This is a genomic window from Cryobacterium sp. Hz7 (assembly GCF_004402815.1).
GTDB lineage: Bacteria > Actinomycetota > Actinomycetes > Actinomycetales > Microbacteriaceae > Cryobacterium > Cryobacterium sandaracinum.
Genome location: NZ_SOFB01000037.1, coordinates 58,723 through 85,581, shown reverse-complemented (window position 1 = coordinate 85,581; position 26,859 = coordinate 58,723). Strand labels below are relative to the sequence as shown.

At 69.0% G+C, this 26,859-nt stretch carries 25 protein-coding genes and 1 pseudogene; 17 read left to right on the top strand and 9 right to left on the bottom strand.

Annotated features, from left to right (window positions below; genetic code table 11):
- Positions 1-202, bottom strand: a pseudogene (locus tag E3N86_RS08485) (Fe-S cluster assembly protein SufB); the annotation flags it as partial.
- 428 nt (positions 203-630) lie between these two features.
- On the opposite strand from E3N86_RS08485, the gene erpA reads away from it, so the two are divergent.
- Positions 631-987 carry an iron-sulfur cluster insertion protein ErpA gene (gene erpA, locus E3N86_RS08480; RefSeq protein WP_104099952.1) on the top strand — a complete coding sequence of 119 codons (357 nt, stop codon included), beginning with the start codon at positions 631-633 and terminating at the stop codon, positions 985-987.
- A gap of 37 nt (positions 988-1,024) precedes the next feature.
- Here the strand turns inward: erpA and E3N86_RS08475 are convergent, their stop codons facing one another.
- The gene (locus E3N86_RS08475) at positions 1,025-2,356 is read right to left on the bottom strand and encodes an MATE family efflux transporter (RefSeq protein ID WP_233191240.1); all 1,332 of its coding nucleotides are present in this window, start codon (positions 2,354-2,356) and stop codon (positions 1,025-1,027) included.
- A 258-nt stretch (positions 2,357-2,614) separates the two neighbouring features.
- Between E3N86_RS08475 and E3N86_RS08470 the strand changes: the two genes are divergently transcribed.
- The 3 genes from E3N86_RS08470 (at position 2,615) to E3N86_RS08460 (ending at position 6,482) form a co-directional block, all read left to right on the top strand.
- On the top strand, positions 2,615-3,427 hold the full coding sequence (locus E3N86_RS08470) for a DUF222 domain-containing protein (RefSeq protein ID WP_134511750.1): 813 nt from the start codon (positions 2,615-2,617) through the stop codon (positions 3,425-3,427).
- 112 nt (positions 3,428-3,539) lie between these two features.
- Positions 3,540-5,504 (top strand): M13 family metallopeptidase, encoded by a 1,965-nt coding sequence (locus tag E3N86_RS08465; RefSeq protein WP_134511749.1) that lies wholly within the window; start codon positions 3,540-3,542, stop codon positions 5,502-5,504.
- Positions 5,505-5,573: 69 nt separating this feature from the next.
- Positions 5,574-6,482 carry a serine hydrolase gene (locus tag E3N86_RS08460; protein WP_134342521.1) on the top strand — a complete coding sequence of 303 codons (909 nt, stop codon included), beginning with the start codon at positions 5,574-5,576 and terminating at the stop codon, positions 6,480-6,482.
- 90 nt (positions 6,483-6,572) lie between these two features.
- On the opposite strand, the gene E3N86_RS08455 is transcribed toward E3N86_RS08460, so the two are convergent.
- Complete coding sequence (locus E3N86_RS08455) at positions 6,573-6,806, bottom strand: YbdD/YjiX family protein (protein WP_134511748.1); 234 nt, start codon at positions 6,804-6,806, stop codon at positions 6,573-6,575.
- Positions 6,803-9,097: a carbon starvation CstA family protein gene (locus E3N86_RS08450; RefSeq protein WP_134511747.1), complete on the bottom strand. Its 2,295-nt coding sequence runs from the start codon at positions 9,095-9,097 to the stop codon at positions 6,803-6,805. The genes E3N86_RS08455 and E3N86_RS08450 overlap by 4 nt, the downstream gene beginning before the upstream one ends.
- Positions 9,098-9,261: 164 nt before the next feature.
- Here E3N86_RS08450 and E3N86_RS08445 point away from each other — a divergent pair, with 164 nt between their 5' ends.
- Complete coding sequence (locus E3N86_RS08445; protein ID WP_104099945.1) at positions 9,262-10,647, top strand: glycine--tRNA ligase; 1,386 nt, start codon at positions 9,262-9,264, stop codon at positions 10,645-10,647.
- Between the two features lie 242 nt (positions 10,648-10,889).
- Here E3N86_RS08445 and E3N86_RS08440 read toward each other — a convergent pair whose 3' ends face one another.
- Together E3N86_RS08440 and E3N86_RS08435 are read right to left on the bottom strand one after the other, a co-directional pair.
- Positions 10,890-11,954 (bottom strand): alcohol dehydrogenase catalytic domain-containing protein, encoded by a 1,065-nt coding sequence (locus tag E3N86_RS08440; protein WP_104194354.1) that lies wholly within the window; start codon positions 11,952-11,954, stop codon positions 10,890-10,892.
- Between the two features lie 88 nt (positions 11,955-12,042).
- Positions 12,043-13,407 (bottom strand): glutamyl-tRNA reductase, encoded by a 1,365-nt coding sequence (locus tag E3N86_RS08435; RefSeq protein ID WP_104099943.1) that lies wholly within the window; start codon positions 13,405-13,407, stop codon positions 12,043-12,045.
- 71 nt (positions 13,408-13,478) lie between these two features.
- Between E3N86_RS08435 and hemE the strand changes: the two genes are divergently transcribed.
- The 12 genes from hemE (at position 13,479) to E3N86_RS08375 (ending at position 23,827) form a co-directional block, all read left to right on the top strand.
- Positions 13,479-14,669: a uroporphyrinogen decarboxylase gene (gene hemE / locus E3N86_RS08430; RefSeq protein ID WP_104099942.1), complete on the top strand. Its 1,191-nt coding sequence runs from the start codon at positions 13,479-13,481 to the stop codon at positions 14,667-14,669.
- A gap of 28 nt (positions 14,670-14,697) precedes the next feature.
- Positions 14,698-16,179 carry a protoporphyrinogen oxidase gene (gene hemG, locus E3N86_RS08425; protein WP_134511746.1) on the top strand — a complete coding sequence of 494 codons (1,482 nt, stop codon included), beginning with the start codon at positions 14,698-14,700 and terminating at the stop codon, positions 16,177-16,179.
- 82 nt (positions 16,180-16,261) lie between these two features.
- Positions 16,262-16,600, top strand: a complete 339-nt coding sequence (locus E3N86_RS17000; protein WP_174843004.1) for a hypothetical protein — start codon at positions 16,262-16,264, stop codon at positions 16,598-16,600.
- Between the two features lie 31 nt (positions 16,601-16,631).
- Positions 16,632-17,048: a phage holin family protein gene (locus E3N86_RS08415; protein ID WP_166784747.1), complete on the top strand. Its 417-nt coding sequence runs from the start codon at positions 16,632-16,634 to the stop codon at positions 17,046-17,048.
- On the top strand, positions 17,038-17,361 hold the full coding sequence (locus E3N86_RS08410) for a DUF3618 domain-containing protein (RefSeq protein WP_104099939.1): 324 nt from the start codon (positions 17,038-17,040) through the stop codon (positions 17,359-17,361). Before E3N86_RS08415 ends, E3N86_RS08410 begins: the two co-directional genes overlap by 11 nt.
- Positions 17,362-17,430: 69 nt before the next feature.
- Positions 17,431-18,195 carry a hydrogen peroxide-dependent heme synthase gene (gene hemQ / locus E3N86_RS08405; RefSeq protein WP_104099938.1) on the top strand — a complete coding sequence of 255 codons (765 nt, stop codon included), beginning with the start codon at positions 17,431-17,433 and terminating at the stop codon, positions 18,193-18,195.
- A complete protein-coding gene (locus E3N86_RS08400) occupies positions 18,195-19,289 on the top strand; it encodes a ferrochelatase (protein ID WP_104099937.1) in 1,095 nt (364 codons plus the stop codon). Before hemQ ends, E3N86_RS08400 begins: the two co-directional genes overlap by 1 nt.
- The gene (hemC, locus tag E3N86_RS08395; RefSeq protein WP_104099936.1) at positions 19,286-20,239 is read left to right on the top strand and encodes a hydroxymethylbilane synthase; all 954 of its coding nucleotides are present in this window, start codon (positions 19,286-19,288) and stop codon (positions 20,237-20,239) included. The genes E3N86_RS08400 and hemC overlap by 4 nt, the downstream gene beginning before the upstream one ends.
- A complete protein-coding gene (locus E3N86_RS08390; protein ID WP_134342572.1) occupies positions 20,239-21,030 on the top strand; it encodes a uroporphyrinogen-III synthase in 792 nt (263 codons plus the stop codon). Before hemC ends, E3N86_RS08390 begins: the two co-directional genes overlap by 1 nt.
- Before the next feature lie 43 nt (positions 21,031-21,073).
- The gene (hemB, locus tag E3N86_RS08385; RefSeq protein ID WP_370247314.1) at positions 21,074-22,060 is read left to right on the top strand and encodes a porphobilinogen synthase; all 987 of its coding nucleotides are present in this window, start codon (positions 21,074-21,076) and stop codon (positions 22,058-22,060) included.
- Positions 22,060-23,388 (top strand): glutamate-1-semialdehyde 2,1-aminomutase, encoded by a 1,329-nt coding sequence (hemL, locus tag E3N86_RS08380; RefSeq protein WP_104099933.1) that lies wholly within the window; start codon positions 22,060-22,062, stop codon positions 23,386-23,388. Before hemB ends, hemL begins: the two co-directional genes overlap by 1 nt.
- A gap of 88 nt (positions 23,389-23,476) precedes the next feature.
- Entirely contained in the window at positions 23,477-23,827 is a 351-nt protein-coding gene (locus E3N86_RS08375; protein ID WP_104099932.1) for a hypothetical protein, read from the top strand.
- 187 nt (positions 23,828-24,014) lie between these two features.
- Here the strand turns inward: E3N86_RS08375 and E3N86_RS08370 are convergent, their stop codons facing one another.
- From E3N86_RS08370 to E3N86_RS08360, 3 genes are read right to left on the bottom strand one after another with little or no spacing between them, the layout of a single operon-like run.
- The gene (locus tag E3N86_RS08370) at positions 24,015-25,031 is read right to left on the bottom strand and encodes an MDR family oxidoreductase (RefSeq protein ID WP_134342528.1); all 1,017 of its coding nucleotides are present in this window, start codon (positions 25,029-25,031) and stop codon (positions 24,015-24,017) included.
- 34 nt (positions 25,032-25,065) lie between these two features.
- Positions 25,066-25,908 carry an ABC transporter permease gene (locus E3N86_RS08365; RefSeq protein WP_134342529.1) on the bottom strand — a complete coding sequence of 281 codons (843 nt, stop codon included), beginning with the start codon at positions 25,906-25,908 and terminating at the stop codon, positions 25,066-25,068.
- Positions 25,905-26,825 (bottom strand): ABC transporter ATP-binding protein, encoded by a 921-nt coding sequence (locus tag E3N86_RS08360; RefSeq protein ID WP_134511745.1) that lies wholly within the window; start codon positions 26,823-26,825, stop codon positions 25,905-25,907. The genes E3N86_RS08365 and E3N86_RS08360 overlap by 4 nt, the downstream gene beginning before the upstream one ends.
- Between the last annotated feature and the right edge of the window lie 34 nt (positions 26,826-26,859).

Below are 26,859 nucleotides of genomic sequence, written 5' to 3'. Positions count from 1 at the left end.
GCTTGCGCTCAAACAACTCGAGGGCCTTGAGGCGACGCTGCAGCATCCACTCAGGCTCGCCCTTGAGATTGGAGATATCGGTCACCACCTCCGGCGAAATCCCGCGGCGGGCGGAGGCACCAGCAGCATCGGAGTCGGACCACCCGAACTCGTAGACACCGAGCCCCGCAAGTTCGGGGCGGTCAAGAAGGACGTCAGACATATTTACCTCTTCTGCCACCCCGGCAACCCGGATATTAGTCCGGTCATCCCGAGCCGGACTCCGTGAGGAGACCGGCTGAGAACGAGTTGTGAGGACGGCTCAGGTGCGCACCGCTGAGAGATCAAAGACAATCAGGGCCACGCCGTGCTGCGTCGCGGTCATCTGGACCGCGCGCATAAAAAAAACGGGAACACTTCACCCTAGGCTTCAGGGTTTCATCTGGCTACACTTCGGCTCGTTTTGGCGGGTCACCGGCAGGTCGTCGAGGGGTCGTCGGGGAGGCGCGGGCACGCAACGGATGCCCGCGGCAGTCTCCGGGGTTCGCAGAACGGCCGCGGGAGCTTAGAGTGTCTGAATACTCGCGCAGGCGAAACGCTCAAGCGGAGCGGTCCCGACTCGTCCATGCAGCGTGAAGTCCGAGGAGTCTCATGACCGACACCATTGCCCCCATCGCACCGGCCCACGGCGTCGGCCTGACTGACGCTGCCGCGCTGAAGGTGCGCAGCCTGCTTAGCCAGGAGGGTCGCGAAGACCTGAACCTGCGCGTAGCCGTGCAGCCCGGAGGCTGCTCCGGCCTGATCTACCAGCTCTACTTCGACGAGCGCATTCTCGAGGGCGACGTCGTCGTGGACTTCGACGGCGTCGGGGTCGTGCTCGACAAGATGAGTGTGCCGTACCTCGAGGGTGCCTCGATCGACTTCGAGGACACCATCGCGAAGCAGGGCTTCACGATCGACAACCCGAACGCCGGCAGCAGCTGCGCCTGCGGCGACTCCTTCAGCTAGAGTCGCCGCGGCCGTCAGCGCCGGGGCTGCCCCGGTGTCAGCGGGCGCCGACGACCATCCACTTCGCCGCCCGGGCGCGCAGCCCGAGCGTCACCCCGCGTGCGCCGAGGTAGCCGAACGCGAACGCCGCCATCAGCCAGGCCAGTCCCGCTGGTCCCGACGGCGCCAGCAGCAGCACCGCGACGGCCAGCGGCACGAACGCGGCCAGGTTCACCAATCCGGTCAGGGCCAGGTAGCGCGCGTCGCCGGCACCGATCAGCACTCCGTCGAGCACAAAGACCACCCCGCCGAGCGGAACGGATAGCCCGAGCACGATCAGGGCCGCCGGCAGCAGGTCGCTGACCTCGGTCGCGTTCGTGAACAGTCGGCCGAGCACGCCGCTCGCGGCGATCACCAGCAGCCCGAGCGCGGACCCGCTGAGCACGCCCCATTCCAGGCAGCGCCTGAGCACCGCGCGCACCTCGGCCAGGTTGCCGGCGCCGAGGCCCCGGCCCACCAGCGCCTGTGCCGCGATCGCCAGGGCGTCAAGGGCGAACGCGAGCGTGGCAAACAGGGTCATCGCGATCTGGAAGGCGGCCAGCTCGGGAGAACCGAGGCTCGTGGCCACGAAAACCGCGAGCAACATGGCCGCACGCAGGCTCACCGTGCGCAGGAACAGCCAGCCGCCGGATGCCGCGCCCCGCAACATCCCGACCCGATGCGGGCGCAGCGGCGCACTCTCGCGGCGCGCGTGGCGGCCGACGACGGCAAGATAGACCGCGACCATCGCCCACTGTGCCACGACCGTGCCGAGGGCGGATCCGACGATGCCGAGTCCCAGGCCGTAGATGAACACCGCATTCAGCAGGATGTTGACCGAGAACCCGATCCCGGCCACCCACAGCGGGGTGCGGGTGTCCTGCAGCCCGCGGAGCAGCCCGGTCGCCGCGAAGACGAGCAGCATGGCAGGCAGTCCGAACATCGATGGTCCCAAGTAGCTGACGGCCGCGGCGGTGACGGCGGGCTCGGCGCCGAACGCGCCGACGAGCAGGGGGGTGGCGAACCAGCCCGCAATCGCGAGCAGCACACCGAGGCCGAGGGCCAGCCAGAGTCCGTCGATGCCGACGGCGACCGCACGGCGGCGGTCACCGGCCCCCAGCCAGCGGGCCACCGCGGGCGTGGTGCTGTAGGCCAGGAAGACCATCAGGCCGATGATCGTTTGCAGCACGGCGCCGGCCAGGCCGAGTCCGGCCAGCGGAACGGCGCCGAGGTGCCCGACCATGGCGGAGTCGGCGAGCAGGAAGAGCGGTTCGGCGATGAGCGCGCCGACGGCGGGAATGGCGAGGCGCAGGATCTCGCGGTCGATGGGCTGCGGGCGGAGCACGGTGATGGTGATGCCAAAACTCTAGTTCAGCCCCTCCGCACCCGGTGTCCGCTTCCGGTGGTCGAGCCTGTCGAGACCCGGCGAGCCAATCTCCGCGCTGCCAGACAAGACTTCGAAACTAGTGCAATAAAGTGTCCATAATAAGTGACAGATACCCGACTACCTGTACGACATCAGGTATCCTCGTAACATGACGAACCTCGCGGATGACCTCAGGCGGGCGGCCGACGCCGTCGCCCTGCTGGGCTCCTCGATCAGGCCGGCATCGCCGCCCGGGAGAAGCAGGCCCACGACGACCGCTACCTGAAGGTCTACCGGCTGAGCAATGACAACGTGCGCCTGAACGGGCTCTTCGCCCCCGAAGACGGCGAATTCGTGCTCTCCACCTTCGACTCCATCACCAGCCCCCGCCGCGGCGGAGTGCGCTTCGTCGACCCGGAACGCGCCGCCTGGGCCCAAAAAATGCAGGACGACCCGCGCAGCACCGAGCAGATCAACACGGACTCCCTCGTGCAGCTGCCGAAGGTCGCCGGCGAGGCCGACCCGGGCCGGGTCTTCGGCGGACGCCGCCCGGCGGTGCGCGTGATCGTGACCGAGAAGGCCCTCACAGCCGAACCCGCCGAGCCGGGTGCCGCCGAACCCGCCGCTCACGGGCAGATCGAAGGCAACCCGGTCCCCATCTCGCAGGAAACCATCGACCGGTTGCTCCGCGACACCGGCACCCGCGGCATCAAATTCGACGACATCGGCCAAATCATCAACGTCGGCCGTGACGAACGACTCTTCACCGAGGCAGAGCGCGCCACGATGGCAGTGCGTGACGGCGGATGCCTTTGGGTCGGCTGCGACCGATCACCGGCCTGGAGCGAAGCCCACCACATCAACGACTGGCTCACCGACAGCGGGGACACCAACCTCGCCGACGGAGTACTGCTCTGCCACCCGCACCACCTGCTGCTACACAACCAGCACTGGAAGATCACCCGCACCGGAACGCAACACTGGCTGCGGCCCCCGGTGGAGAACGACCCGGAACAGACACTGATCGCACTGCCGAGCAAGGCGGTGGGGCTGTAGCTCCGGGTCTCGGCGCGCTCGACCAGCGGGCCGGGAGGTCCACCGCCATCCGTGTGCACACCCGATAGGTCTCTACCAGCTCGGCCACTGTCACAGCGAATAGGGTGGAGGCATGACTGACCAGGGGACCGCATCCGGAATCGACCGCGACGAACTTGACCTCGAGGTGCGTCCGCAGGACGACCTCTTCCGCCATGTGAACGGCAAGTGGATCGCCCGCAGCGAGATCCCGGCCGACAAGGCACGCTGGGGCTCGTTCTACCTGCTCGCCGAGGAATCGGAGAAGGCCGTCCGGGAAATCATCCTCGAAGCCCAGACCGCCGCCCCCGGCACCGAGGAGCGCAAATTCGGCGACCTCTATGCCAGCTTCCTGGACGAGGACCGCGTCGAAGAGCTCGGAGCGACCCCGCTCGCGGCCGATCTCGCCATCGTCGACGCCGTCACCTCCATCCCCGAGCTGCTCGGCACCCTCGGCCGCCTCGAGCGCGCGGGCGTGCCCGGCGCCTTCGGTCTCTTCGTCGACAACGATCCGGGGGACCCCGAGCGCTACCTCGTCTTCGTCGAGCAGGGCGGGCTCGGCCTCCCCGACGAGTCCTACTACCGCGACGAGAAGTTCGCCGCGATCCGGGAGGCCTACCAGGCGTTCCTGACCCGGATGTTCGGCCTCGTCGGCACCCCGGATGCCGCCGGTCGCGCCGAGCGCGTGTTCCTTCTCGAAGCCGAGCTCGCCACTCACCACTGGGACAAGGTGCGCTCGCGCGACAGCGAGAAGACCTACAACCTCAAGACCTGGGGTCAGGTCACCGCGTTGGCCGCCGGCGCCGACCTGCACCTTTGGCTTGACGGGCTCGACGGCCCGGCCGGTGCTCTCGACGAGGTTGTCGTGCGCCAGCCCAGCTTCGTGACCGGTCTGGCGGAGATGCTCACCGAGGACCAGCTCGAGGGCTGGAAGGACTGGCTACGGTGGCAGATCATCCGTTCCAGCGCCGCGTTCCTGTCGAGCGATTTCGTCGAGTCCAGCTTTGACTTCTACGGTCGCACCCTGACCGGCACTCCCCAGTTGCGCGAGCGCTGGAAGCGTGGCGTCTCGCTCGTCGAGGGGGCGCTCGGCGAGGCCGTCGGGCGCATCTACGTCGAGCGGCACTTCAAGCCCAGCGCGAAGGCGAGCATGGACATACTCGTGGCCAACCTGGTCGAGGCCTACCGCCGGAGCATCACCGAACTCGACTGGATGACCGCGGAGACGCGCGCCCGTGCGCTCGACAAGCTCGAGAAGTTCACCCCCAAGATCGGCTACCCGGTCAAGTGGCGGGACTACTCGACCCTTTCGGTCGACCCGGCCGACCTGATCAAGAACGTGCGCGCCACGAGCGAGTTCGAGTTTCAGCGGGAATTGGGCAAGATCGGCAACCCGCTCGACCGCGACGAGTGGTTCATGACCCCGCAGACGATCAACGCGTACTACAACCCGGGCTTCAACGAGATCGTCTTCCCGGCCGCCATCCTGCAGCCGCCGTTCTTCGACGATGCCCGCGATTCCGCCGCCAACTACGGCGCGATCGGCGCCGTCATCGGGCACGAGATCGGCCACGGCTTCGACGACCAGGGCTCGAAATACGACGGCACCGGGCTACTCACCGATTGGTGGACCGAAGATGACCGCACGGCCTTCGAAGAGCGCACCGGCTCCCTGATCGAGCAGTTCAACGCGCTCGCCCCGCATCAGGTTCCCGACCACCACGTGAACGGCGCACTCACCATCGGCGAGAATATCGGCGACCTCGGCGGGCTCTCCATCGCTTGGAAGGCCTACCTGATCTCGCTGGACGGCCAGGCGCCGCCCGTGATCGACGGACTCACCGGCACCCAGCGCTTCTTCCTCTCCTGGGCACAGGCCTGGCAGCTCAAGATGCGTGACGAGGAGGCCGTCCGCCTGCTCTCGATCGACCCGCACTCGCCCAACGAATTCCGCTGCAACCAGATCGTGCGCAACATCGACGAGTTCTATACGGCGTTCGGCGTCACCCCGGACGACGCTCTCTGGCTGGACCCGGAAAAGCGCGTTACGATCTGGTGACCTCAGCGCGACCGTAAGCCCGTGTCACCGGGGTCGAGCAGCCCGAATCTACGTAAGGACCTGCCCACTGTGGCCATGCCATCCCAGGACTCAGAGCGCCGGTCTCGCCACTCCTCGGCGCGCCGCGGCAGGCACGGCGGCGTGGACGCCACGGCGAACTTCGGCCGCGGGTTCCAGGCGCTCGGTGACCTCGCGGTCGACGGGGTGCAGGTCTCGGCCCGCGCCACCGATTTGGTCACCGGCCGGGTACTGTTCTCCGTGGACGACCACGTGGTCATGCCCACCGCCGGCATCGGCACGGTGCTTCTGCTGATCGAGGTCGCCGCCCGGCTCCGCGACGCCGACTTCGGCGCGTACACGATCCTCGATCGCACCGTGTCCGATTCGGTCGCCGGATCCGGCCTCTGGCAGCACCTGCAGGCTCCCTCGCTGCCGATCGCCGACCTCGCTGCGCTGATCGGTGCCATCAACGACAACCTGGCCACCAATGTGCTGCTCCGCGCAGTCGGCCTGGACGCGGTGCGTTCCCGCGCCGAGCAGCTCGGACTCAGCCGCACCGCCCTGCTCGACCTTGTGCGCGACCGGCGCGGTCCCGATGACGCGCCTCAGCTCTCGGTCGGCAGCGCCAAGGAGCTCACCTGGCTGTTCACGGCGCTGGCCCGGGGGGAGGTCGTCGATGCGGAGGCGAGTGAGCGCGTGCTCGGCTGGCTGTCGCTCGGCGCCGACCTGTCCATGGTCGCCAGCGCGTTCGGGCTCGACCCGCTCGCGCATCGGTCCGGAGATCACGGCCTCCTGCTGGTCAACAAGACCGGAACGGATGCCGGCGTGCGCAGTGAGATCGGCATTCTGCGCGGCCCGCGCGCCGGGGTGACCTACATGGTCTCGATGTCCTTCGCGGACACCCGCCTCTCGTCCCGGCTCGCGGTGCTCGACGGGATGCGCGCGGTCGGCCTCGACCTGCTGGAATACGTGCACTGACCGGCGCCGCCGGTGAAAACAGGAAAACAGGGCTGCCCCCGCGAAGGAAGCCTTCGCGGGGGCAGCCCTGGGCGATGGTGGCGCACCCGCTCAGCAGCACCGACCCTGGGGGTTGATGTCCTGGCGGTCGGTCTGGTCGCGCCAGAATTCGCGTTCCGTCATCATCACTGGTCCGGAGCAGGCGGCGGCATCCGGGTCATGAATCGATTCGTCGTGGGCCTCATGGTGGGCCTTGTACTTGTCGTAGGCGTCTTCACCCATGACCCCCCTCATGAACCAGGCGAAGCTCTTCGCGGCGTGGCGAACACTGGCGAGCAGATTCATCGGCGGGTCGTCCTCCCTGCCTTGTCCAGCTTGGCCTGGGCGATCTGGGTGTCCCAGCGTGCGGCCAGCTTCTTCTCTTCCGGAGTGGCTACGAAGCCGGACGGGGCGAACATCTGCGACGCCACCGCGTCATCCTCGTTGGTGCCGAAGCTGCGGGACTTGTAGGACTTCCAGGTGGCTTGCACGGCGGTGACCATCACGATGATGGCCAGCACGACGAACAGGATCGAAAGGACGCCCTGCACCATCGTGTTGCGCACGACCGCCTCCATCGCCTCGACGGTCTTCGCCGTGCCGAAGCTGGTGAGTCCCTCATCCAGAGCGTTGGAGAACGCTCGATTCTGGGCGAAGTAGCCCACGGCGGGAACGGTCGAGAAGATCTTCAGGAACGACGCGTAGATGGTCACGACGGCGGCGAAGGTCAGCGGCAGCGCCACAACCCAGAGGTACGTGAACAGCCCTCGCTTGGCCACGATCGCCAGGCAGACGGCCAGGGCGATGGCCGCCAGCAGCTGGTTCGCGATTCCGAACAGCGGGAACAGGGTGTTGATGCCACCGAGCGGGTCGGTGACGCCCATCACGAGCACGGCACCCCAGGCGGCGACCATGATCCCGGTCGTGACCCAGGCGCCCGGGCGCCAGGAGGTGTTCTTGAACTTCGGGAAGAAGTTGCCGAGGCTGTCCTGCAACATGAACCGGGCCACGCGGGTTCCGGCATCGACGGCGGTCAGGATGAACAGCGCCTCGAACATGATCGCGAAGTGGTACCAGAACGCCATCATCCCCGAGCCGCCCACAAGCTGGTGCATGATGTTGGCGAGGCCGACCGACAGTGTCGGGGCGCCGCCGGTGCGGGACACGATGGTCTCCTCGCCCACGTTCTTCGCGGTCTCGGTGAGCATCTCGGGGGTCAGGTTGACACCGGTCAGTCCGAGGCTGTTCACGAATGTGACAGCACCCTCAACGGTGCCGCCGGTCAGGGCCGGCGAGGAGTTCATGGCGAAGTAGATGCCGCGGTCGATCGACAGCGCGGCGACGAGCGCCATGATGGCGACGAATGATTCCATCAGCATTCCGCCGTAACCGATGAACCGGGTCTGGCGTTCCTTCTCGATCAGCTTCGGTGTCGTGCCGGAGGCGATCAGGGCGTGAAAGCCGGACAGGGCGCCGCAGGCGATGGTGACGAAGAGGAACGGGAAGAGCGAGCCGCTCACCACGGGGCCGCCGCCGTTCACGAACTCGCTGGCGGCCGGGGCCGAGATCTCGGGGCGGACGATGATGATGGCGATTGCCAGCATCCCGATCGTGCCGATTTTCATGAAGGTGGACAGGTAGTCCCGGGGGGCCAGGAGCAGCCAAACCGGAAGGATGGCGGCCACGAAGCCGTAGACGATGATGCCGATCGCGAGGGGCAGCGGTTCAATGGCGAAGAAGGTTGAGCCCCACTCGGTGTCCGCGATCATGCCACCACCGATGATGGCGGCCAGCAGCAGGATGAAGCCGATGATCGAGACCTCGGTGACCCGGCCCGGGCGGAAGAAGCGCAGGTAGACGCCCATGAACAGGGCGATCGGAATGGTCATCGAGACCGAGAAGACGCCCCAGGGGCTGTCCGCGAGGGCGTTGACGACGACGAGGGCGAGGATGGCCACGATGATGACCATGATCGCCAGAGTCGCGACGAGGGCGGCCGTGCCGCCCACCTTGCCGAGCTCGTCCCGGGCCATCTGACCCAGGGAGCGTCCGCCGCGGCGCATTGAAAAGAACAGCACCATGTAGTCCTGCACCGCGCCGGCAAGCACGACACCGACGATGATCCAGATCGTGCCGGGCAGGTAGCCCATCTGGGCGGCCAGCACGGGGCCGACGAGCGGTCCGGCGCCGGCGATCGCGGCGAAGTGGTGACCGAAGAGAACCCGGCGGTCCGTGGCCGCGAAGTCTTTGCCATCGGCCTTGTACTCGGCCGGCGTCGCGCGCCGGTCATCGGGGTGCAGCAGGTGCTTCTGGATGTAGTTGGAGTAGAAACGGTAACCGATCAGGTACGTGCAGACGGCGGCGAAGACGAACCAGATGGCGTTGACGGTCTCGCCGCGAACGACGGCGAGCATCACCCAGCTCAGCCCGCCGAGCAGCGAGATGCCGCCCCAGATCCCGATCTTCAGGGGGGTCCAGTGGGCTTCCTCGGCGTCGTGGGTGGTTTGGTCGAGAGCAACGGGCAACAGGAGGGGATCCCGGTCCAGCTCCTCACCCCGCTTGGCTGAATCGTGTGGCGTTCGGGGCTTGATGCCCATGATCTCTCCTTTGAGGTACCCGCAAGGACTGCGGAAATCCTTAGCAAGGCTAACAGCTTGGCGGCACCTTCCGGACGGGCGCCTAAAATGGACGGAGCGCCGGGCGGCTTCTGCCTGTCCTGTGTGCTTTCCAGATCCCCCGCCCTCTCGACCATTGGAGCCCCGTGGCCGCCCTCTCCCGCCTCGATTCCGTCATCGCCCTTGCCCGCCACCGCGGGTTCGTGTTCCAGGCCGGTGAAATCTACGGTGGGTCCCGGTCTGCCTGGGACTATGGGCCGCTGGGCGTGGAGCTCAAGGAGAACATCAAGAAGCAGTGGTGGCGCTTCATGGTCACCAGCCGCGACAACGTGGTGGGCCTCGACTCCTCGGTGATCCTTCCCCGCAAGGTGTGGGAGGCATCCGGTCACGTCGAGGTCTTCAGCGACCCGCTGGTCGAGTGCACGAGCTGCCACAAGCGCTTCCGCGCAGACCACCTCGAGGAGGAATTCGAGGAGAAGAAGGGCCGCCCGCCCGAGGGCGGCATCGACGGCATCCCCTGCCCGAACTGCGGAAACCGTCATATTTGGACCGAACCGCGCGCTTTCTCCGGCCTGCTCAAGACCTACCTCGGCCCGGTCGACGACGAGGCCGGCATGCACTACCTGCGCCCCGAGACCGCGCAGGGCATCTTCGTGAACTTCGCCAACGTGCTGCAGGCTGCTCGCATGAAGCCGCCGTTCGGCATCGGCCAGATCGGCAAGAGCTTCCGCAACGAGATCACCCCGGGAAATTTCATCTTCCGTACCCGCGAGTTCGAGCAGATGGAGATGGAATTCTTCGTCGAGCCGGGCACGGATGAGACGTGGCACCAGTACTGGATCGACCAGCGCCTGAAGTGGTACACCGGCCTCGGCATCAACGTCGACAACCTGCGCCTGTTCGAACACCCGGCCGAGAAGCTCTCGCACTATTCCAAGCGCACCGTGGACATCGAGTACCGCTTCGGTTTCAGCGGCAGCGAATTCGGCGAGCTCGAGGGTGTTGCCAACCGAACCGACTTCGACCTCAGGACGCACGCGGAGGCATCCGGCAAGGATCTGTCCTACTTCGACCAGACGAAGAATGAGCGCTGGGTTCCCTACGTGATCGAGCCGGCGGCCGGACTGACCCGCTCTCTGATGGCGTTCCTGGTAGACGCGTACCACGAGGAGGAAGTGCCCAACGCGAAAGGCGGCGTCGACAAGCGCACCGTGCTGAAACTCGACCCGCGCCTGGCGCCGATCAAGGTCGCCGTGCTGCCGTTGTCCCGCAACGAGGCGCTCTCGCCGATGGCCAAGTCCCTCGCGGCGCGGCTGCGCGAGTCCTGGAACGTGGACTTCGACGACGCCGGCGCCATCGGCCGCCGCTACCGCCGCCAGGACGAGATCGGCACCCCGTACTGCGTCACGGTCGACTTCGACTCGCTCGAGGACCAGGCCGTCACCGTGCGTGACCGCGACACCATGGCGCAGGAGCGCGTGCCGCTCGACAAGCTCGACGCCTACCTGGCCGAGCGCCTCCGCGGCGCATAGCCGAGTCTGCCGGCCCCGCGCTACCGGCTGGGGCCGGGGGTACCGCTGGCGGTACCGGTGGGGTGCTTGTGCAGGGGGTACCGCTGGCGGTACCGGTGGGGTGCTAACTCAGGAGAAGTCCCGCGGGCGAGCTTCGGCGGCCCCGGAACGGCGGCACCGCGGCGACCGGACACACCGGTTTTCCTGAGTTGGCCCCACAGGTGGAGGGAGACGGATACCTAGCGAGCCGCCGCCGCACGAGTTCAGGGGCGGGCGAGCTCGATCAGGGTGACGCCGCCCGGCGCGGCCGGGTCGCTCATGGCGGCGAGGGCGGCGGGCGCCTCGGCCAGGCTGAGGCGGCGGCCGATCAGGTCCTGCGGGCGCAGCCGGCCGGAGGTGACCAGGGCCAGCAGGGCCGGATAGTCGCCCGCGGGCATCCCGTGGCTGCCCATCACGGTCAGTTCGCGGGCGATGACGTCGCCGAGCGGAAGCCGTGGGTCTTCCGCCAGCAATCCGATCTGGACGTGGCGTCCCCGGGTTGCCAGTGAACGGATGGCGATGCCCACCGTGCTCTCCCGGCCGAGCGCCTCGACGCTGACCTGCGCACCCGCACCCGCATCCGTGCCCCTGCCTGTCACCGAGCGGATCCGCGCCACCACCTCATCGTTCGAGAGCCCGGCGGAGTCCACCGTGAAGGTCGCGCCCACTCGCGCGGCCGTCTCACGGGCCGCGGCACTGATGTCCACGGCGATCACGGTCGCACCGAGCGCCGCGCCGATCATGACCGCGGAGAGACCGACGCCGCCGCAGCCGACCACGACGAGGGTCTCGCCCGCCTGCAACCGGGCCTGATGCACGAGTCCGCGATAGGAGGTGGCGAAGCGGCAGCCGAGCAGTGCGGCGGCGCCGGCATCCAGTCCAACGGGAATCGCGATCAGGTTGACGTCGGCGTTGTGCAGGGCCACCCGCTCCGCATAGGAGCCCCAGTGGGTGAAGCCGGGCTGGGTCTGGTTGCGGCAGACCTGGCCGTTGCCGTCCCTGCACTCCGGGCAGTCGCCGCAGGCGCAGACGAACGGCACAGTGACGCGCTGGCCCACGGCGAAGCGGCGCACCTCGGGCCCCACGGCGTCGATCACGCCGACGAGCTCGTGGCCCGGAACGTGCGGCAGGGCGATGCCGGCGTCGTGCCCGAGCCAGCCGTGCCAGTCGCTGCGACAGAGGCCGGTGGCCTCCACTCGCACGACGACCCCGGACGCGGACGGCACCGGGTCAGGAACCTCCCGCAGCTCGGGTACGGCACCGAACGCGTCGAACCAGACGGCTCTCACCCGCGGATCCCGGCCGTGCTGTGCACGCTCGCACCGTGCAGGCTCGCACCGTGTGCGCTCGCACCGTGCGGGGCCAGGCCGCCCACCGTCAGGATGCCACGGGGCCGATATCGGCGACCGTGGCCGCGGTCCCGGCGGCGGGCAGCTCAACCTGGATGCCGAACAGGGCATCGAGTCCGGTCAGGAATGCGGCCTGCTCGCCCGCTCGGGCCAGCTCGCGGGATCGCACCATCGGGGTGTGCAGAAGCACGCCGGCCAAGTGGCGCAGGGCCGCCTCGGTCTGCTCGCTGTTGTCGCCGCGGTTGCGCGCCCGTTCGATCTCACCGTCGAGGAGGTCGAAGACGTAGCTGCGAAGGGCCACGACGGCCGGGGCGAGGCTCTGCTCCTCGGCAACCGCGGAGAACTTGCGGGCGGCGCGGCCCACGAGCAGTCGGGCGTCGCTGGTGGCGTTGAGCTCCTCGAGCGGCGCGTGGATGCGGATGGTCTCGAGGTCGAGCAGCTCGACGCCGGCCAGGTCGGTGACGTCCGGGTCGACGTTGCGCGGCAGGCCCAGGTCGATGATGAGCCGGCGCGGGATCTCGGTCGGGGCATCCGTCATCGGGCAGGAGGGCAGTGTGCGCGCTTCGGCGGCCGGGAGCTGCAGGGAGAGTGCGCGGCCCGAGTGGAGCAGGGCCGCGTCGATCACGTGGGTGTCGGCGGTCGTGCAGGTGAGGATCAGGTCGGCCTCGGCGGCTTCGATGGCGAACGCCGACTCGGCGACGGCGGTGATCTGATGCGAGGTGGCGAACTTCTGGGCGCGGCCCGAGGGGGAGTACACCCGCACGTCCTCGGCGCCGAGGTCCCGCAGCGCGGCGAGGGAAGCCCCCGCGTAACGGCCCGTGCCGACCAGGAGCACGCGGGTCTGAGCCCAGTCCGTGATGCGGCTTTCGGCCAGTTCGAGGGCCAGGCGCACGAGTGAACGCCCCGCGGCTCCGATGCCGGTGCGGTTCTTGACGCCCCGCGAGGTCTGCGACGCACGCTGGAAGAGGCGTTCGAGTTCGGGGCTGGTGGTGCGGGAGAGCCGGGCCTGCTCGAGGGAGCGGCGCACCTGGCCGGCGATTTCGCCCTCGCCGACGACCACCGATTCGAGGCCGCTCGTCACGGCGAAGAGGTGCTCGGCGACGCCGCTGCCGTGCACCAGGTCCAGGGTGTTCCGCAGAACGTCGACGGCCACGCCGGTGCTCGCACTGACGCCGTCGATGGCGGCGTGCACGGCCGAAAGTGGGGAGGAGCCGAGCGGTTCGTCGAGGTCGAGGTAGGCCTCGAACCGGTTGCAGGTGGCCACGACCACGGCACCGACCAGGGCCGGGTGCCGCTCGAGAATGCCACCCGCCGTGTCGTTCGCACCGACAGACAATTTCTCCAGCACGTCGAAGCTGGAGTTCTTATGGCTGGCGGACAGGCAGATCAACACCAGACGAGTCTACGACCTGTGGCTGAGGGCCCGAATCGCCCGAGTGTAGGAAGTTTGACAGAATCAAGGTAATGAACCTCGACGCGCAACACCCACTCGCAACCGGACTCACAGCCGATTCACGTCTCATCCGCGCCTACCAGGGCACCAGGCCAGACGTCACCCCCGTCTGGTTCATGCGCCAGGCTGGCCGTTCGCTGCCCGAATATCGCTCGCTGCGGGTCGGTACGCGCATGCTCGACGCCTGCCTCGACCCGGAGATGGCGAGCGAAATCACGCTGCAGCCGGTGCGCCGCCACAACGTCGACGCCGGCATCCTCTTCAGCGACATCGTCATTCCGCTCAAGCTCGTGGGCGTCGACGTCGAGATCGTCGCAGGCACCGGCCCCGTCCTCGGCACGGCCGTGCGCACGGCGAAGGATGTCGCGGAGCTCACTGCTCTCGACCCTGCCGTGCTTGAGGGGAACCTCGCCCCGATCACCGCGGCGGTCGCGCGCACAGTCGCCGAGCTCGGCTCGACGCCGCTGATCGGATTCGCCGGGGCCCCGTTCACGCTGGCGGCCTATCTCGTGGAGGGCGGTCCGTCGAAGGACCACATCAACGCCCGCACGCTCATGCATGCGGACCCCGACGCCTGGGCCACCCTGATGGAGTGGACGGCCGAGGTCACCGGACGATTCTTGCGCGCGCAGGTTCTGGCCGGCGCCAGCGCCGCCCAGCTATTCGACTCCTGGGCCGGCGCGCTCTCGCTGGCCGACTACACGCGCTTCGTCGCTCCTGCCTCCACCGCGGCGATCGCCCACGTGCGCGACCTCACCTATGGCGAGGGCGCCGCGGGCACAGATGCCGAGGGCGTCGCATCCGTGCGCCGCAACGTGCCCGTTGTGCACTTCGGAGTGGGCACGGGCGAGCTGCTCAGGGAGATGCACGGGGTGGGCGCCGACGTCGTCGGAGTCGACTACCGGGTGCCGCTCGATGAAGCCAACCGTCGCCTCGGCGGACTGGTCCCGGTGCAGGGCAACGTCGATCCGGCGCTCCTCGCGGCACCGTGGCCGGTGCTCGAAGCGCATGTCCTCGACGTGCTCGAGCGTGGGCGCACGGCACCGTCCCACGTGCTGAACCTGGGCCACGGCGTTCCGCCGATGACCGACCCGAACGTGCTGACTCGCCTGGTGGCCTTCGTGCACGAGGTCACCGCAGTCTCCGCCGGCCCGGCCGCCGCCGTCCCGGAAGCCCCGGCCGCCGCGCCGTCCGCGTCCTGACAATCGCACGCAGGCTCAGGGGGCGCGAATGAAAGACGTCATCGTCATCGGTGGAGGGGTGGCGGGCCTGATCGCCGCCCGAGTCTGCGCCCGGGTCGGACTCAGCGTGACCGTGCTCGAAGCCACCGGTGTGCCGGGCGGAGCACTCGGCAGCCACCAAGTGGCCGGCCTCACCCTCGACAGCGGTGCCGAGAGCTTCGCCGTGCGGCGCGACGCGGTGGCCGAGTTCATCGCCGACCTCGGTCTGTCCGACGAGGTTGTCGCGCCGAACCCCGCCGGCGCGTGGCTGCACCTGCCCGACGACCGCGTGCCGAATGGTTCGGTCAGCGTTCCGCTGCCCAAGGCCGGCGTGCTCGGCATCCCCGGTTCTCCGCTCGCCGACGACGTGCGCCGCGTGATCGGCTGGAGTGGCGCCTGGCGCGCCTACGCGGACCGGCTGATGCCGGTGTTGACGATCGGCCGGGAACACAGCCTGGGTGAACTCGTGCGCAAGCGCATGGGGCGCCGCGTGCTCGAACGGCTCGTCGAACCCGTGACCGCGGGGGTGTACTCGTCCGCGGCCGACGATCTCGAGATCGACGTCGTGGCCCCGGGCCTCAACTCCGCCCTCACGGTGACGGGTTCGCTCTCCGGGGCCGTGCTGTCGTTGCGCTCCGGCGCCCCGGCCGGCTCGAACGTGGCCGGGCTCCGCGGCGGCATGTTCCGGCTCGTGACCGCTCTGGTGGCCGACCTCGTGCACTTCGGCGCCGAGATCGTGACGGATGCCCCGGTCACCGCATTGCAGCGCTCCGGCACCGAGGACGCGCCCACCTGGACGGCCACCTGCGCGGCACCGGACACGGCGGCGGACGCAGACGCGCCGGCAGCCCCGGCGCCGGAGACCACCCTCGACGCCCACTTCGTGATCATCGCGACTCCAGGCGCGCAGGCGCTCGGCCTACTGGCCGGCCTGAGCCCGGCCCATGCGGCGCTCGCCGAACTCGACTGGCCGCAGCCGACGGCGATCGAGCTGGCCACGATCGTCATCGACGCCCCGGAGCTCGACCTGCACCCGCGCGGCACCGGCGTGCTGGTCGCGGCCGCGACCCCCGGGGTCACCGCCAAGGCGCTCACCCACGTGACCGCGAAGTGGGACTGGCTGGCCGAGGCCGCCGGACCGGGCCGACACGTCATCCGTCTGTCCTACGGTCGCGCCGGCCAGGACAGCCCCACCGCCGGTCTTCGCGATGACGAGCTCCTCGCGCTGTCCCTGGCGGACGCCCGCACGATCCTGGGCGTCGACCTCGACGCGACCGCCGTGCGCGGTTTCGCGCGCACGGTCTGGGGCGATGCCCTCTCGCCCGCGACCGTCGGCGCACCCGAGCGGGTCGACCAGGTGCGCGAGGTCGTGGCCGCCACCCCGGGACTCGAACTTACGGGTGCGTGGCTCGCCGGCACCGGCCTGGCCTCGGTGATCCCGGATGCCGTCGCCGCGGCCTCCCGCACCCGGCAGGAGGCCCTCGGCATCTGATCGCCGGGTCACCGGCCGTGCCGACCTGCTCTTATCCCTAATGGGGGATACTCTGAGGGATACGTGCACCTTGAGGAATGGAGTGACAATGCGGGGAAAGCTTCTGTTCATCACGGGTGGACTCGTCGGATACGTCCTCGGCGCGCGCGCCGGGCGCAAGCGCTACGACCAGATCGTGGCCGCGGCAGACAACGTATGGAACGCGCCGCCCGTTCAGCGCCGGGTGAACGAGGCTCGCGACTTCGCGCTCGAGCGGGTCGGGGATGTGCCGTCGGCACTCCTCGAGACCGGCAAGAAGATCGCCTCGGCCCTGCAGTCCAAGGCGTCCAAGACGTCCGGGACCAGTTACACCGTGCCGACGCCGGCGACCGCAGCGCCGACCGCACCGACGACGGTCGCCGACGACACCACCACGAAATAATCACCGCGACACTCCGAACGAAGGGGAAACTGTGAGAAACAGCGAATTCAACCCGAAGAGCCGGAAATCGACGTTCGACCTTCTCGGTGAGCTGCCCGGTCAGATCATCGCCCTGGTCAAGGCCGAACTCGACGCGGCTAAGGCGGAGTTCGCCGGTAAGGCCAAGAACATCGGGCTGGGCATCGGGCTCTTCGTCGGGGCGGCCCTGTTCGCGTTCTTCGCGGCTCTGGTGCTGGTCGCCCTCGCGGTCATCGCGCTCGCCCTCGTCCTGCCGCTCTGGCTCGCGACCCTGATCGTGGCGGTCGCCCTGTTGCTGCTCGCGCTCCTGTTGGGGCTGGTCGGCAGAAACCGGCTGCAGGCTGGAACGTCATCGGATCCGGACGGCGTGACGGAAAGCATCCGTCGCGACGTCGACGCCCTCAAGGGAGTTGGCAAATATGAGCACTGAAGTGAACACGACGACACATGAGGCCGTCCGCGGGAGCGTCGCAGCTGTCACGGTTGAGGCCGTTCCGCGCACCAAGACCGAGTTGCGCGCCGAGGCCGCCCGTGCCCGCGTCGAACTCGCGCAAACGCTCGACGCGATCGAGTACAGGCTCAACGTGCCGAGGCAGTTGCGCGTACGCTCGCGCCTGGCCAACGTGCGCCTGCGCGAACTCGGCGAGAAGAATCCCCTCGCACTGGCCGGCATCGTCCTGGGCGCGGCCACGGCCGCGGTGGGCGCCATCTGGCTCGGTGTCAGGGCCGTGCAGCGCCGCTGAGGCCAACGGAAGCCGGTACCCGACCGCGCAATTTTGGCTCTCGCGGCAAAGGAGTAGAGACTAGTAGTTATGACTCACCCGGCTGCCGGAGAGGCAGTAAACCCACCTCACTCCACCACCTCTGCCGAGACCCACGGAACGACTGACGCGCCAGACGCGTCGCCGCAGGGTTTCACGCTCTTCGCTGTGCTGCGCAAAGATCCGAGCAACCCGGACGACCTCGACGGCCACGATGTGCCCCGAGCCGTCCTGGAGCTCGACGACGTCATCGGTCTGGTTGAGGCCGAGGGCGTCACCGTCCGCGGCTTCTATGACGTCTCCGGGCTCCGCGCCGACGCCGACGTGATGATCTGGACCCACGCACCGGAGGCCGAGACCCTGCAGTGGGCCCACCGCCAGCTGCGTCGTAGCCGCCTCCTCAAAAGCCTCCTGCCGACCTGGAACGCCATGGGCGTGCACCGCGACGCCGAGTTCAACAAGAGCCATGTGCCTGGGTTCCTGCGCGGAGTGGAGCCGAAGGGCTGGCTGACCCTCTACCCGTTCGTGCGCAGCTACGAGTGGTACCTGCTGCCGGAGGCCGAGCGCAGCGCCATGCTCGCCGACCACGGCCGCAAGGGCGCGGCCTTCCGCGGAGCCATCGCCAACACCGTCTCCTCGTTCGCCCTCGGCGACTACGAGTGGCTGCTGCCGATCGAAAGCGACGAGCTCACCGAGCTCGTCGACCTGATGCGCGAACTGCGCAACACCGAGGCGCGCCGCCACGTGCGCGAAGAGGTCCCGTTCTACACCGGCCGCCGCATCTCGACGGCCGAACTGGTGGAGGTTCTGCAGTAATGACTACCTACGATGCCATCCTGCTCGCCGGCTTCGGCGGCCCCGAGGGTCAGGACGATGTGATCCCGTTCCTGCGCAACGTCACCGGCGGGCGCGGCATCCCCGAGGAGCGCCTCGAAGAGGTCGCCAAGCACTACCGCCACTTCGGCGGGGTCAGCCCGATCAACGACCAGAACCGTGTGCTTCGCGCCGCGCTCCAGGCCGAACTCGAACGCCGCGGCATCAACCTGCCCGTGCTCTGGGGCAACCGCAACTGGGCACCCTACCTGCGCGACACCATCAGCGAGGCCAACGACAACGGCCAGACCCGGCTCCTGGCCATCGCCACCAGCGCCTACAGCTCCTACTCCGGCTGCCGCCAGTACCGCGAGGACTTCGCGGCCGCGCTGACCGCGACCGGGCTGGAGGGCGTGGTGCACATCGACAAGGTGCGCCAGTTCTTCGACCACCCCGGATTCGTCACCCCGTTCGTGACCGCCCTCCAGAAGGGGCTCGCGGATGTCGTGGCCCAGGTCCCCGGAATCGACCTGGCCACCGAGGTCGAAATCCTGTTCTCGACCCACTCGATCCCGATGACCGACGCCAACAAGAGCGGCCCGGCCGAGCGCGGCTTCGGCGAGGGCGGCGCCTACGCGGCGCAGCACCTCGCCGTCGCCCAGAAGGTCATGGTCGGGGTGGACACCCCGTGGCAGTTGGTCTTCCAGTCCCGCAGCGGGCCGCCCACCATGCCGTGGCTCGAGCCCGACATCAACGACGCCATCGCGTTGCTGCCGGAGCGGGGCATCCGTGCCATCGTCATCGTGCCGCTCGGCTTCGTCAGTGACCACATGGAGGTCATGTGGGACCTCGACAACGAGGCCACCGAGACCGCCGGGGACCTCGGCCTCGTGTCCGTGCGGGTGCCGACGCCCGGCGTCGACCCGGCCTTCGTGAGCGGGCTCATCGACCTGGTTGAGGAGCGCATGAACGACACCCCCGCCGACGCTCGTCCGCACGAGACCGACCTCGGACCCTGGTACGACGTCTGCCGCCCCGGTTGCTGCGAGAACGTGCGCCTGGGCTTCAAGCCGGCCGTCGCCGGGATGGCTCCGTGAGCCTGATCCGCGTCGGAACCCGTGGCAGCGCGCTCGCCCTGGCGCAGACCACTGCGATTGCGAACCGCATCGCGACCGCGTCCGGCTCCGAGGTCGAAATCGTCACGGTCACGACGCACGGCGACACCTCCCGCGAGTCTCTGTCAAGCTTGGGCGGCACGGGCGTCTTCGCCAGCGCCCTGCGGGAGTCGCTCCTGGCCGAAGAATGCGACGTCGTCGTGCATTCCTTCAAGGATCTGCCGACGGCCGCCTACCCGGGCCTCCGAATCGGCGCCACCCCGAAGCGTGCGGATGCGCGCGACGTGCTGTGCGCCCGCGATGGGCTGAACCTGACCACGCTGCCCGAGGGCGCGCGAGTCGGCACAGGGTCACCGCGCCGGGCCGCCCAGCTGCGATCGCTGCGCCCGGACCTGGACGTCGTGGACATCCGTGGCAACGTGGAGACCCGTCTGAACCGTGTGGCCGAGGGCGACCTCGACGCCGTCGTGCTCGCCGCCGCGGGCCTCAGCCGGCTGGCGCTGCTCGAGTCCGTGGACGGCGAATACCTGGAACTGTCGGATTGGCCGACCGCTCCCGGCCAGGGCGCGCTCGCGCTCGAGGTGCGCGACGGCAAGCTCGACCGTACTCTCGCCACGGCCCTCACTGCGATCAATCACTCGACCAGCCAGACCACCGTCATGGCCGAGCGTCTGGTGCTGGAGCGGCTCGAAGCCGGCTGCGCCGCGCCCATCGGCGCCATGGCCGCGATCGACGACGGGCTCCTGTTCCTCACCGCCACGGTGTACAGCCCGGACGGCTCCCGCAGCGTCGTGAGCTCCCATGCCGCCACCCCCGACTCCCACTCCATTGCGCACCTGGCCGAAGCCGCGCAAGACGTGTCCAACCGTGTTTCGTTTGACCTGCTCGCCGGCGGCGCTGCCGACTTCGCCCCGATCAAGGTGACTTCGTGATGAACTCGCGTTACAAGACAAAAGCCAGCCTCGCCAAGCCGCTCACCGGCTGGCGGGTTCTCGTGCCGCGCGGCGGCCCGTGGGGCGACCACGTCGCCGCCGACCTGCGTTCCAAGGGCGCCCAGCCGATCGTGGCCCCCATGATCAACTTCGCCCCGACCGACGACGCCCCCGCGCTCGAGGCCGCCCTCGCACGCCTCGCGGCGGGCGACTTCGACTGGATGACCGTGACCAGCGCCACGACCGTTGACGTTCTGTCGTCGCACCGTGCCGTCGTGGCCGCGTCCACGCGCATCGCGGCGGTCGGCGAGACAACGGCCGCGGCCCTGATCGCGGCCGGTTACCGGGTCGACATCGTCCCCTCCGAAGACAACTCGGCCCGCGGACTCCTCGAGGAGTGGGAAACGGCCACCTCGGGCCAGGTGCCGCTGCGCATCCTCACTCTCCGCTCGGAAATCGCCAAGCCGCTGCTGACCGAGGGGCTGCGCCGGATCGGCCACGACGTCGAATCGGTCGTCGCATACCGCACCATCGGCGTCCCGGTCGACCAGCGCGTCGTCGCGGACGTCGCGGCCGGCACTGTCCAGGCCCTGCTCGTCACCTCCGGAAGCGTGGCGCAGCAGGTGCAGGACCAACTCGGGCCGATCCCCGAATCGACCGTGGTGGCCTGCATCGGGCCGCGCACGGCGCGGGATGCGGCGGCCATCGGCCTGCGCGTCGACGTCGTGGCCGACTCGCCCAGCGCCGAGTCCTTGATCCAGGCCCTGGTGCACGTCGCCCAATCCCGCTGACGGTTCGCGCACGCCCGGCCCGGCGACGTAGGGTTGACGGGTGATAAACCCCGTCATCCGCCCGCGACGGTTGCGCACCACTCCCGCGCTCCGTCGCCTGGCCAGCGAAATCCGTCTGCACCCCTCCGAATTGGTTCTTCCGATGTTCGTGCGGGAGGGCAGCGGCGACCCGATGCCGATCCAGTCGATGCCCGGGGTGGTTCAGCACACCATTGACAGCGCCCGGCGGGCGGTGACCGAGGCCGCGGGAGCGGGCATCGGCGGCGTCATGCTCTTCGGGGTGCCGACCGTGCGCGACGCCGTCGGCTCCGGGGCGACCGATCCCGACGGCATCCTCAACGCCGCCACCCGCGCGCTGGCCGACGAGGTCGGCGACGCCCTCGTCGTGCAGACCGACCTCTGCCTCGACGAGTTCACCGACCACGGCCACTGCGGATTGGTCGGCGCAGACGGCAGCGTCGACAACGATTCCACCCTCGAGCGCTACTGCGACATGGCGCTCGTGCAGGCGGCCTCCGGCTCGCAGCTGCTCGGCCTGAGCGGAATGATGGACGGCCAGGTTGCCGCCGTGCGCCAGGCGCTCGACCAGAACGGCTACGTCGATACGGCCGTGCTCGCCTACTCGGCCAAGTACGCCTCGGCCTTTTACGGTCCCTTCCGCGACGCGGTGGAGTCAACCCTCGACGGTGACCGGCGCAGCTACCAGCTCGACCCGGCGAACCGCCGGGAGGGCGTGCGCGAGGCCCGGCTCGACATCCAGGAGGGCGCCGACATCGTGATGGTGAAGCCCGCCGGCAGCTATCTCGACGTGCTCGCCGAGGTCGCCGCCGTCAGTGACGTTCCGGTCTGGGCTTACCAGGTATCCGGTGAATACGCGATGATTGAGGCCGCAGCCGCCCACGGCTGGATCGACCGCCGCCGGGCCGTCGAGGAGTCCGTGCTCAGCATCCGTCGCGCCGGAGCGGACGCCGTGCTCACCTACTGGGCGGTCGAACTGGCCACCTGGTTCAACGAAAGACAGGCCCGATGATGTCCCGCAACGACGATCTCTTCGCCCGCGCGCAGCGCGCCATCCCCGGCGGAGTGAACTCACCCGTTCGGGCCTTCCGGTCGGTCGGGGGTACCCCGCTGTTCCTGGTGAAAGCGAAGGGCGCCTATGTCACCGACTCGGACGGGCGTGAATACGTCGACCTGGTCAGCTCCTGGGGCCCGGCCATCCTCGGCCACGCCCACCCGGAGGTCGTGCAGGCGGTGCAGGATGCCGCCGCGCTCGGCCTGTCCTTCGGTGCCTCTACGCCCGGTGAGACCATCCTGGCCGAACTGATCGAGGAACGCGTCGGCGCGGTCGAGAAGCTGCGCCTGGTCTCGACCGGCACCGAGGCCACCATGACGGCCATCCGTCTGGCCCGCGGTTTCACCGGTCGCGACCTGCTGATCAAGTTCGCCGGGCATTACCACGGTCACTCGGACGGACTGCTGGCTCAGGCAGGGTCCGGCCTGGCCACGTTGGCCCTGCCCGGCTCGGCCGGGGTCACGGCAGCGACGGCCGCGCAGACCCTCGTGCTGCCGTACAACGACCTGGATGCCGTACGAGTCGCCTTCGAGGCGCACCCGGGCCGGATCGCCGCCGTGATCACCGAGGCGGCGGCGGCGAACATGGGTGTCGTGGCTCCCGACGCCGGCTTCAACGCCGCGCTCACCGCCCTCGCGCACGAGCAAGGCGCGCTCCTGATCATCGACGAGGTCCTCACCGGCTTCCGGGTGCATCCGGCCGGCTACTGGGGACTGGACACCGTGGGCCAGGGGCAGGCGGACTACACGCCGGACCTGTTCACCTACGGCAAGGTCATCGGCGGAGGCCTGCCGGTGGCGGCCCTCGGCGGTCGCGCCGACGTGATGGACTTCCTGGCTCCAAACGGCCCGGTCTATCAGGCCGGCACGCTCTCCGGGAACCCGGTGGCGGTCGCCGCCGGCATCGCCACCTTGCGGGCCCTGGACGAGAGCGTCTACGAGCGCATCGACGCCACCGCGCTGCTGCTCTCCGAGGCCGTCTCCGCCGCCTTCTCGGCCGAGGGCGTCGCGCACAGCGTGCAGCGGGCCGGCAACCTGTTCAGCTTCGTATTCGGTGCCGAAGCCGCCGCCAGCGCGCCTCGGAACTACGCTCAGGTGCAGCGCCAGGAGACGTTCCGCTACGGTCCGTTCTTCCACTCCATGCTGGATCAGGGCGTTTCGCTGCCGCCGTCCGTGTTCGAGGCCTGGTTCGTCTCCAACGCCCACGACGAGAGCGCGGTCGGCTGGATCCTTGACGCCCTCCCTGCCGCAGCGAAGGCCGCGGCCGCCGCGACCCCGCAGGTGTGACCCGCAGGTGTGACCCGTACACCCGGGAGTTATTCCTTTGTGAGGTTCCGACAGGTGGATTTCGTCCCGGAACAGGCAGACTAGACGCATGGCTTCCCTCCGCGTTCACCCTGACCGGCTTGAGATCCACCTCACGAAAGCGGAGAAGACCCTCGCCCTGCGGCGCGAGGACATCGTCGTACCGCGCGGGAACATCCGTTCGGTGACGATCACGGATGACCCGTGGATCTGGATCCGCGGGATCCGTTCTCCCGGGGTGGGCCTGCCGCTGGTGGTCGCGGTGGGCACCTGGAAGTTCCGCGGCGGCAAGGACTTCCTGGCGATCAAGCGCAAGCGCCAGGCGGTCGTGATCGACCTCATTGACGACGAGTTCTCCCGGGTGATCCTGACCACCAACCACGCCCCGGACCTGATCGCGTCGCTCAAGCTCGGCGGTTGACCGTCCCACTGGTCGAGCACGTCCGCTGTCGAACCGATTCGACGGAGATTTTACCGATTCCGGACTGAGACGGATGTTTAGGGCCTGTTTTGAGCAAAATCTCCGCTCCCCTGCTGTATCCGTCGAATTCGTTCGGGACGACGTTGAGCGGCAGCGGCAGCCGCAGCCGCAGCCTCGGAGTCGCGTGCTAGCGGCGCACGTCGACGACGGTTCGACCGTGCATGGTGCCCGCGAGGATGCCCGCGGCGGCATCGAAGCTCGCCTCCAGCGGGATCACCTGGGTGAGGTGGTCGAGCAGGCCCAGGTCGAGGTCCGAGGCGAGGCGCTGCCAGGCCTCCTCGCGCTGGGCGAGCGGAGCCTCGACCGAATTGATCCCGATCAGGCTGACGGCGCGCAGGATGAAGGGCATGACCGTGGCCGGAAGGTCGGCCCCCTGGGCCAGGCCGCAGGAGGTGACCACTCCGCCGTAGTTCGTCTGGGCGAGGACGTTGGCGAGGGTGGCGCTGCCGACCGAATCGACGGCCCCGGCCCAGCGCTGGCCCTGCAGCGGTTTGCCGGCCTCGCTGAGGGTGCGGCGATCGACGAGTTCGACGGCACCGAGCCCGCGCAGGTAGTCCCCGAGCTCATCGATGCGGCCGGTTGACGCGTGCACCTGGAAGCCGCGGGCGGCGAGCAGTGCCACGGCGACGCTGCCGACCCCGCCGGCAGCGCCGGTCACGAGCACGGCACCGGACTCCGGCGTGACCCCACCCCGTTCGAGGCCGAGCACGGACAGCATGGCGGTGAACCCGGCCGTGCCGATCGCGGCGGCCCGCACGGCGCTGATACCGTTCGGCAGCCGCACCAGGGAGCCCCCCGACACGCGGGCCCGTTCGGCCAACCCGCCGTGGTGCGTCTCGCTCAGACCGGCCCCGTTGAGGATGACCTGGTCTCCGGCCGACCAGCGCGGGTCGGCGCTCTGCTCGACCGTTCCGACCAGGTCGATCCCGGCGACCAGGGGCCAGGCGCGCACGACCCCGGGGCGGCCCATCAGGGCGAGCCCGTCCTTGTAGTTGATGCTTGAGTACTCGACCGCGATGGTGACGTCGCCGGCCATCAGGAAGCCGTCGTCAACCACGCGAATGGCCGCGCTCTGCGTCTTCCGGCCCTCGGCATTTTCGATGCGGTCGACGACGATGGCCCGGAACTCAGTCTCAATACCCATGCGTCGAGACTACGCGGGCGTTCGGGTCAGGTGTTCAGGTGACGTCGCGCTTCCAGCTGACCGCATAGCCGATCACGGTCGCGGCGAGCATGTAGGCCAGGAGGACGAGCCCGCCCTGCCACCACTCGAGCAGCGCCGCCGGGGTGCCTCCCGGCGCGGCGAGGGTGAAAAAGCTCGCGCCGACCAGGGCATCGGAGGCGGCCCCCGGCAGGTAGTTGCCGATCCCTCGCGTCACGTCGGTGAACAGGGATGCGAAGCGCAGCAGCGGTTCGACGAACTGGGTGAAGGCGAGCACGATGACGATCGACGCCACTTGGCTATGCACGAGCACGCCGAGGCCCACACCGATGGTCGACCAGATGGCCATGGCGAGCACCGTGCGGCCGATCAGCGCCCAGGTAGCGCTATCGGCCAGCAGCGGGTCGACGTCGAACGCGTTGATGACGAGCGCGCCGACGCCGACGGATGCGAGCAGCGCGACGACCCCGAAGACCGCGCCGACCACGAAGAGAGCGATCGTCTTGGCCCCGAGCACCTGGGCCCGCCGGGGATTGGCGAGGAACGTGGGGGTGAGGGTCTGGTGCCGGAATTCGCCCGTGGTGGCGAGGGCCCCGAGCAGAACCGGGAAGACATAGCCGACGGATGACGCGAAGCTGTAGATCAGGGGTGGGAGGCTGCCGAACCCGGCGAGTCCCTGGGATCCGGTACCGGCGGCATCCGGGCTGATCGCGCCGCTCTCGATCCCCGCGAACAGCGCCGAGAGGCCGCCGGCGAGCAGGGCGATATAACCGAACATGACCGCGGCGAGGACCCACCACAGGCGCGTTGTGCCGAGCTTGGCGAACTCGGCACCGAGGGCGCGGCTGAAGGACGTCATCGCGACTCGCCTCCGTTTCCGTTTGCGTGGCCGTTCACGAGGGCGAGGAATGCCTCCTCGAGCCCCTTCCTCTCCCGGTGCAAAGCGCTGAGTTCCACGCCGGCCGAGAACGCGATGTGGCCGATCAGGGCCGGGTCGGGCGCAGCGGCGAACAACCCGGTGCGCCCGGTGGAAAACTCGATGCCGGCCTGGCTGAGGGCGGCCTCAAGAGCAGTGCGGTCGGGGGAGTCGACCAGGATGCGCGGCGCCGCCTCGGTCTCGAGGCTCGACAGGGTGCCTCGGTGCACGAGGGCTCCGTCGGCGATGATGATCACGTCGTCGACGCTCTGCTGCACCTCGGAGAGCAGGTGGGAGCTGACCAGGACCGTGCGCCCCTCGTCGGCCATGGTGCGAAGGAAGCCGCGGATCCATTTGATCCCCTCCGGGTCGAGCCCGTTGATCGGCTCGTCCAACACGAGCACGCCGGGGTCGCCGAGCAGGGTGAAGGCCAGGCCGAGCCGCTGCCGCATGCCGAGCGAGAAGCCGCCGACACGCTGGGCGCCGTGTGCGCCGAGGCCGACCGTGTGCAGCACCGCGTCGATGCGGGCGGAGGGCAGCCCCGCCGCGACGGCGTAGACCGCCAGGTGGTTCCGGGCACTGCGGCCGGGATGGAAGCTGGCTGCCTCCAGGGCGGCCCCGACGGTCTGCAGCGGGCGCGGCAGGTCACGGTAGCGGATGCCGTCGATGGTGGCCGTGCCGGACGTGGGCGCGACCAGCCCGAGCAGCATGCGCAGCGTGGTGGTCTTTCCGGCGCCGTTGGGGCCGAGAAAGCCGGTGACCCGGCCGGGCTCCACGGTGAAGGACAGGTTGTCCACCGCGGTGACGTTGCCGAACGTCTTGGTGATGTTGCTGAACTCGATGACCGCGCCGACCGGCATCCGTTCCCCCTTCGTTGCTGGTAGTCCCGCGCTG